Annotated in this window: 7 protein-coding genes and 1 pseudogene; 4 read left to right on the forward strand and 4 right to left on the reverse strand. The window is 68.0% G+C overall.

Translation table 11 applies throughout. The features are described 5' to 3' along the window. The coding region (gene rpsB, locus ENN83_RS08815) for a 30S ribosomal protein S2 (protein WP_287186043.1) at nt 1-216 on the reverse strand (216 nt) is incomplete at its 3' end. A 251-nt stretch (nt 217-467) separates the two neighbouring features. Here rpsB and ENN83_RS08820 point away from each other — a divergent pair. The 3 genes from ENN83_RS08820 (at nt 468) to ENN83_RS08830 (ending at nt 2,754) form a co-directional block, all read left to right on the forward strand. Continuing rightward, complete coding sequence (locus ENN83_RS08820) at nt 468-1,370, forward strand: pseudouridine-5'-phosphate glycosidase (RefSeq protein ID WP_287186045.1); 903 nt, start codon at nt 468-470, stop codon at nt 1,368-1,370. Nucleotides 1,371-1,515: 145 nt separating this feature from the next. Continuing rightward, nucleotides 1,516-2,256: a DUF502 domain-containing protein gene (locus ENN83_RS08825; protein WP_287186047.1), complete on the forward strand. Its 741-nt coding sequence runs from the start codon at nt 1,516-1,518 to the stop codon at nt 2,254-2,256. Nucleotides 2,257-2,262: 6 nt separating this feature from the next. Beyond that, on the forward strand, nt 2,263-2,754 hold the full coding sequence (locus ENN83_RS08830) for a LysE/ArgO family amino acid transporter (protein WP_287186049.1): 492 nt from the start codon (nt 2,263-2,265) through the stop codon (nt 2,752-2,754). 186 nt (nt 2,755-2,940) lie between these two features. Here the strand turns inward: ENN83_RS08830 and ENN83_RS08835 are convergent, their stop codons facing one another. The 3 genes and pseudogenes from ENN83_RS08835 to ENN83_RS08840 form a co-directional block, all read right to left on the reverse strand. Beyond that, complete coding sequence (locus tag ENN83_RS08835) at nt 2,941-3,165, reverse strand: patatin-like phospholipase family protein (RefSeq protein WP_287186050.1); 225 nt, start codon at nt 3,163-3,165, stop codon at nt 2,941-2,943. A gap of 16 nt (nt 3,166-3,181) precedes the next feature. After that, nucleotides 3,182-3,442, reverse strand: a pseudogene (locus tag ENN83_RS16930) (patatin-like phospholipase family protein); the annotation flags it as partial. After that, a complete protein-coding gene (locus ENN83_RS08840) occupies nt 3,420-4,193 on the reverse strand; it encodes a 3-hydroxybutyrate dehydrogenase (protein WP_287186052.1) in 774 nt (257 codons plus the stop codon). The gene ENN83_RS08840 and the pseudogene ENN83_RS16930, both read right to left, overlap by 23 nt. 283 nt (nt 4,194-4,476) lie before the next feature. Between ENN83_RS08840 and ENN83_RS08845 the strand changes: the two genes are divergently transcribed. Further along, on the forward strand, nt 4,477-6,060 hold a 1,584-nt coding region (locus tag ENN83_RS08845), incomplete at its 3' end, for an extracellular solute-binding protein (RefSeq protein ID WP_287186053.1).

Raw genomic sequence — 6,060 nt, forward strand, 5'->3', positions numbered from 1 at the left:
GACGAAGAGAATGCGGCCGCCCTTGGCAACGGTCTCGCGGATGACGTTCAGCGCGGCGTCCAGCATCGGGACGGTCTGCGTCAGGTCGATGATGTGGATGCCGTTGCGGTCGCCATAGATATACTCGGCCATGCGCGGATCCCACCGCTGGGTCTGGTGGCCGAAATGAACGCCAGCTTCGAGAAGCTGACGCATCGAAAAATCGGGAAGCGCCATGTCGTGTTCCTTTCCGGTTTGCGCCTGGGCGGGGCATCAAGGGCATATGCCCAACCGGCGGACCGCAAGCGGGATGTCTCCCCGCAAGGGCCCAACCCCGCCTGTGAAGTGGCGCGCGCATAACGCGTTTCGTCCGGGCATGCAAGCCTCGGCTGCGGACTAGTCTCGCCGCAGCGGCTGTTCCAGAGTGTCGCGATGATGCCATGTCCGACCCGCTCGCGGGACGCGGTGGCGCCAGACCCTGTGTCCGGATGACCGCGCCGGCGCTCGTCTTTTCGCCCGAGGTTGCCGCCGCGCAGGCGGCGGGTGCGCCCGTCGTCGCGCTGGAAAGCACCATCGTCACCCATGGCATGCCCTGGCCCCGCAACCTCGAAACCGCGCGCGCGGTCGAGGACGAACTGCGCGCAGGCGGCGCCGTGCCTGCCACCATCGCCGTGATGGGCGGCGCGATCCGGGTGGGGCTGGCCCCGGACGAGCTGGCCGGGCTGGCCCGCGCCGGGCAGGTGGCCAAGCTCAGCCGTGCCGATCTGGCCGTGGCGCTGGCCCGGGGGCAGACCGGGGCCACGACAGTTGCGGCAACCATGATCTGCGCCCATCTGGCCGGGATCGCGGTCTTCGCCACGGGCGGGATCGGCGGGGTGCATCGCGGCGCCGAGACCAGTTTCGACATCTCGGCCGACCTTCGCGAACTGGCCCTGACGCCCGTCACGGTCGTCGCCGCCGGGGCGAAGGCGATCCTTGATCTGCCCAAGACGCTTGAGGTGCTGGAAACACTGGGCGTGCCGGTGATCGGCTATCGCAGCGACGACTTCCCGGCCTTCTGGTCGCGCAGTTCCGGCCTGCGGGCGCCGCTGCGGATGGACAGCCCGGCCGAGATCGCCGCCGCCCACCGGATGCGCGCGCGGCTGGGCCTGCCCGGCGGGCAGCTTGTCGCCAACCCGATCCCCGAGGCCGACGAGATCCCGCTGGACGAGATTTCCCCCGTGATCGAGCGCGCCCTGGCCGACACCGCAAAGGTCTCGGCCAAGGCAGTGACGCCCGCATTGCTCGCCCGGATCGTGGAGTTGACCGGGGGCCGCTCGCTTGACGCGAATGTCGCGCTGGTGCGCAACAATGCCCGGCTGGCCGCCGCCATCGCCCGCGCCCTGGCCTGACCTCGCGCCGCCGATCCGGGCAGCACCCTGCCCCGCAAAGTGCCGGAAGGGCGCGACCGGCGCCTGAACGTGACAGGCGGCCGCCCCGGCTATTGCACAGCGACCGGCCCGCGCCTAGCTATGGGCATCAGCGGGGGCGCCAGCCATGTTCGAGAAAGACGACCAGCACCAGACGGATCCGCAGGACGAACATGGCCGCCATATCTGGCGGTCACTCTTCGCGCGGCTCAGGAACAACTTTCTCGCCGGTCTGGTGGTGATCGCCCCGGTCGGCCTGACCGTCTGGCTGATCTGGACGGTCACGGGCTGGATCGACGGGGTCGTGCTGCCGCTGGTGCCGAACCAGTTCAAGCCCGAACAGTATATCGGCATCGACATACGCGGCCTCGGGGTCATCTTCTTTCTTCTGTTCACCCTTTTTGTCGGCTGGACCGCCAAGGGTCTGATCGGGCGGTCCTTCATCGGCTGGGGCGAGCGGCTGGTGGGCCGGATGCCGATCGTCCGCTCGATCTATAACGGGCTCAAGCAGATCGCCGAGACGGTCTTTGCCCGGTCCGAGTCCAATTTCGACCGGGCGGTTCTGATCGAATACCCGCGCAGGGGCCTGTGGGCGGTGGCCTTCGTATCGACGCGCGCGCGGGGCGAGATCAACCGGCGTATCCCGCGGGACGAGCAGATGCTGGCCGTGTTCCTGCCCACCACGCCGAACCCGACCTCGGGCTTTCTGCTGTTCGTGCCGCAAAGCGATGCGATCGAACTGGACATGTCCGTGGAAGACGCCGCCAAGCTCATCATCTCGGCCGGGCTCGTCTCGCCCGAGGAACGCCCCCTGCCCGTTCCCGAACCGCTGCAGGAAATCGCGCGGCGCCAGAAGATCGGCGCGTGACCCCGCGTGAGCGGCGCCGCGCTGACCGGTTTCGCCACCTCGCTGTCGCTGATCCTCGCGATCGGGGCACAGAATGCCTTCGTGCTGCGCCAAGGGTTGATGCGGAGCCATGTCTTCGCGCTCTGCCTGTTCTGCGCGGCCTCGGATGCCGTGCTGATCGCGGCGGGGGTGGCGGGGTTCGGCAGGATGTCGGCCGCCGCGCCCTGGCTGCCGGTGGCGATGACGCTGGGCGGGGCGGCCTTCCTGGTGGCCTATGGCGCGCTTCGGCTGCGTGCGGCGATCCGCGGCGGGCATGCGCTGGCGGCCGCGGGCCGTGGCGGATCGGTCTGGGCGGTGCTGGCATCAGCTTGGTCGCTACGTTCAACTGCCGCATCAGCGCGTCGTCGGACACCATGTGGACGCGGATCTCCTTCATCGTGCCGCGTTCCAGCCGCCCCTGGTCGATCAGGTCACGCACCTGCTGGATCGCGCGCAACTCGCCCAGAAGCGAGGCGTTGAAGCTGATCTCGTTGATCCGGTTCTGTATCTGCTGCCCCGTGACCGGCACCCTGGCGCGTTCCAGCGGGTTGATCGAGACCACGACGACATCGCCGGGCAGATCGGGCGCGAGAAAGGGAAACAGCGCCGGATTGCCGGTATGGCCGCCATCCCAACAGGCATCCGTCTCGCCCGTCTCGGAGTCGGTCACCCGACCGCCTGGAACAGCGTGGGCAGGCAGGCCGAGGCGAGGATCGCGTCGGTGGTGATCGCGCGGCCCTCGAAGACCCGGATCTTGCCGGTGCGCACATTGGTCGCCCCGACGAAGAAGACGGGCGGCCGGGCGGCGCAGACGCGATCGAAGTCGAATCGCTCGACGATCCGGCGCAGCGGGTTGCGGTAGAACGGACCATAGGCACAGGGGCCGACCATGCGGCTGGCCATCCTGCGTCCAGAGCCAGTCGAGATTCTCGCGCGCCGCCCGCGGCCCGCCCGCCACCAGGCCGGCCTTCAGCGCGGCCCCGTTCAGCGCGCCCGCCGAACTGCCCGAGATCGCCGCGATCCCGATCCCCGGTTCGTCCAGCAGCCGGTCCAGCACGCCCCAGGTAAAGGCACCATGCGCGCCCCCGCCCTGCAAGGCCGGATTGATGCGCTGGGGCGTCATGGCCGCTGGCCCGTGCATCCGTTCACAGCGCGGTCCAGCCGCCATCGACGCTGATCGTCGTGCCGGTGATCTGCGCCGCCGCGTCCGAACACAGGAAGACCGTCGTCCCCCCGAGCTGCTCGACCGTGGCAAACTGCCTGGAGGGCTGGCGCGCCAGCATCACCTCACGGATAACGCGGTCACGGTCCATGCCATGCGCCTTCATCTGGTCGGGGATCTGCGCCTCGACCAGAGGGGTCAGCACATAACCCGGGCAGATCGCGTTGCAGGTGATCGCTTCCTCGGCGGTTTCCAGCGCGACGGTCTTGGTCAGCCCGACCACCCCATGCTTGGCCGCGACATAGGCGGATTTGTAGGAGCTGGCCGTCAGCCCATGCGCCGAGGCGATGTTGACGATCCGCCCCCAGCCCGCCGCGCGCATCATCGGCAGCGCGGCCGCCGTGGTGTGGAACGCGGAGGACAGGTTGATCGCGATGATCGCGTCCCATTTCTCGACCGGGAACTGATCCACCGGCGCGACATGCTGGATCCCGGCATTGTTCACCAGGATATCGCAGGCCCCTGCCTCGGCGATCAGACCGCGGCAGGCGTCGGCGCTGGACAGATCAGCCTTGATGTAGCGCACCCGGACCCCATGCTCCTGCGCCATGTCGCTGGCCAGCGCGTGATCCTCGGCGCGGTCGGTGAACGAGTTCAGCACCACATCCGCCCCGGCCCGGGCCAGTTCCTGCGCGATGCCAAGTCCGATCCCCGAATTGGAGCCGGTCACGATGGCGGTCTTTCCGGAAAGCGTCATTTGGGTCCCTCGCAATGTCCCGAAACGGTTGCGAAGGAGTCTACATTCCGCCGCGGCGCGGCGAAAGCGCCGCAGACGGGCGCGACCACGAAAAAAAGACGCCCGCACAAGGCGAGCGTCAAGTTGTTGAGGCAGGTTTCATACAGGCAAGAAACCTATCGAGCAGTAACCTCTGTATACGCAATCCCCCGCCGGTGGCCAAGCCAAAAGTTTGAAAAATCGGGTGCTCATCCCTAAGCTGACTCCCCAAGAATACAAGGCATCGGGCAGGAATGTTGCCGAGATGAGACAGAACAATCCCCTCCGCGCGCCGCTCGCGGTGGCTGCGGCGGTGCTGCTTGGCGCAGCCGGATTCGGGCAGGCCGAACCCGCCCATGGCATCGCTATGTATGGCCAGCCTGCGCTGCCACCGGATTTTGTGTCGCTGCCCTATGTGAACCCGGATGCGCCCCGGGGCGGGCGCATCGTGATGGGCGAGTTGGGCGGCTTTGACAGCCTCAATCCGTTCATCCTGAAGGGCAAAGCCCCCTGGGCGCTGCGCAGCCTCGGCTACGAGACGCTGATGGGCCGGTCCTGGGACGAACCCTTCACGCTTTACGGGCTTCTGGCCGAATCGGTCGAGACCGGCCCGGATCGTGACTGGGTCGAATTCACCCTGCGCGAGGGCGCACGCTTCTCGGATGGCAGCCCGGTCACGGTCGAGGATGTGCTGTGGTCGTTCAGGGCGCTGGGCGAACAGGGCCACCCGCGCTACCGCAGCGCCTGGGAAAAGGTCGCAACGGCCGAGGCGACGGGGCCGCGCAGCCTGCGCTTCACCTTCACCACCGCCGACCGCGAATTGCCGCTGATCCTGGGCCTGCGCCCGGTGCTGAAAAAGGCGCAATGGGAGGGGCGCGATTTCGCGCAAAGCGGGCTCGAGGCGCCGATCGGGTCCGGCCCCTATGTCATCGCCGGGTTCGAGCCGGGCCGCTTCGTGCTGTTGCGCCGGAATCCCGACTGGTGGGGGCGCGATCTGGCGCTGAACCGGGGCCAGCACAATCTCGACGAGATCCGCATCGAGTTCTACGCCGATGCGGGCGTTCTGTTCGAGGCGTTCCGCGGCGGCGCGGTCGACATCTATCGCGAATCGAGCGCGGCGCGCTGGCAAAGCGCCTATGACTTCCCCGCCATCGCCACGGGGCGGATCGTGAAATCCGAGATCCCGCATGCCCGCCCCACCGGCATCAGCGGGCTGGTGATGAATGGCCGCCGTCCGGTCTTTGCCGACTGGCGGGTGCGCGATGCGATGCTGCATGCCTTCGATTTCGAGTTCATCAATGGCGTGCTGACCGGCGGCACACAGCCGCGGATTGCGTCCTATTTCTCGAATTCCGAACTTGGCATGGGACCGGGTCCCGCCGAGGGTCGCGTGCGCGCGCTGCTGGCACCCTTTGCCGACGAGCTGCTGCCCGGCGCGCTGGAGGGCTATGCGCTGCCCGTCTCGGACGGGCGGCCCTCGAACCGGCAGAACCTGCGCATGGCCTTTGCCCGGCTGGAAGACGCCGGCTGGCACGTGGGCGATGACGGGGTGCTGCGCGATGCCAATGGCCGGCCCTTCACCTTCGAGATCCTCTTGCGCCAGGGCGCGGCCGAGAGCCAGAAGATCGTCGACATCTTCGCCGAGGGGCTGAAGCGGCTGGGCATCGCGGTGCGCATCAGCACGGTCGACAACGCGCAATATACCGAACGAACCGACGCCTATGATTTCGACATGGCCTTCTACACGGTCGGGCTGTCGCTGTCGCCCGGCAACGAACAGCGGCTTTACTGGGGAGCAGAGGGGGTCACGCGGCCCGGCACGCGCAACTGGATGGGGCTGGCCAGCCCC

It is taken from the genome of Rhodovulum sp., assembly GCF_011048875.1.
Lineage (GTDB): Bacteria > Pseudomonadota > Alphaproteobacteria > Rhodobacterales > Rhodobacteraceae > Rhodovulum > Rhodovulum tesquicola.

Coding starts and splice junctions, on each gene's coding strand:
- ENN83_RS08820 (WP_287186045.1), top strand. CDS start 468: ATGACCGCGCCGGCGCTCGTCTTTTCGCCCGAGGTTGCCGCCGCGCAG.
- ENN83_RS08825 (WP_287186047.1), top strand. CDS start 1,516: ATGTTCGAGAAAGACGACCAGCACCAGACGGATCCGCAGGACGAACAT.
- ENN83_RS08835 (WP_287186050.1), bottom strand. CDS start 3,165: ATGGTCGGCCCCTGTGCCTATGGTCCGTTCTACCGCAACCCGCTGCGC.
- ENN83_RS08840 (WP_287186052.1), bottom strand. CDS start 4,193: ATGACGCTTTCCGGAAAGACCGCCATCGTGACCGGCTCCAATTCGGGG.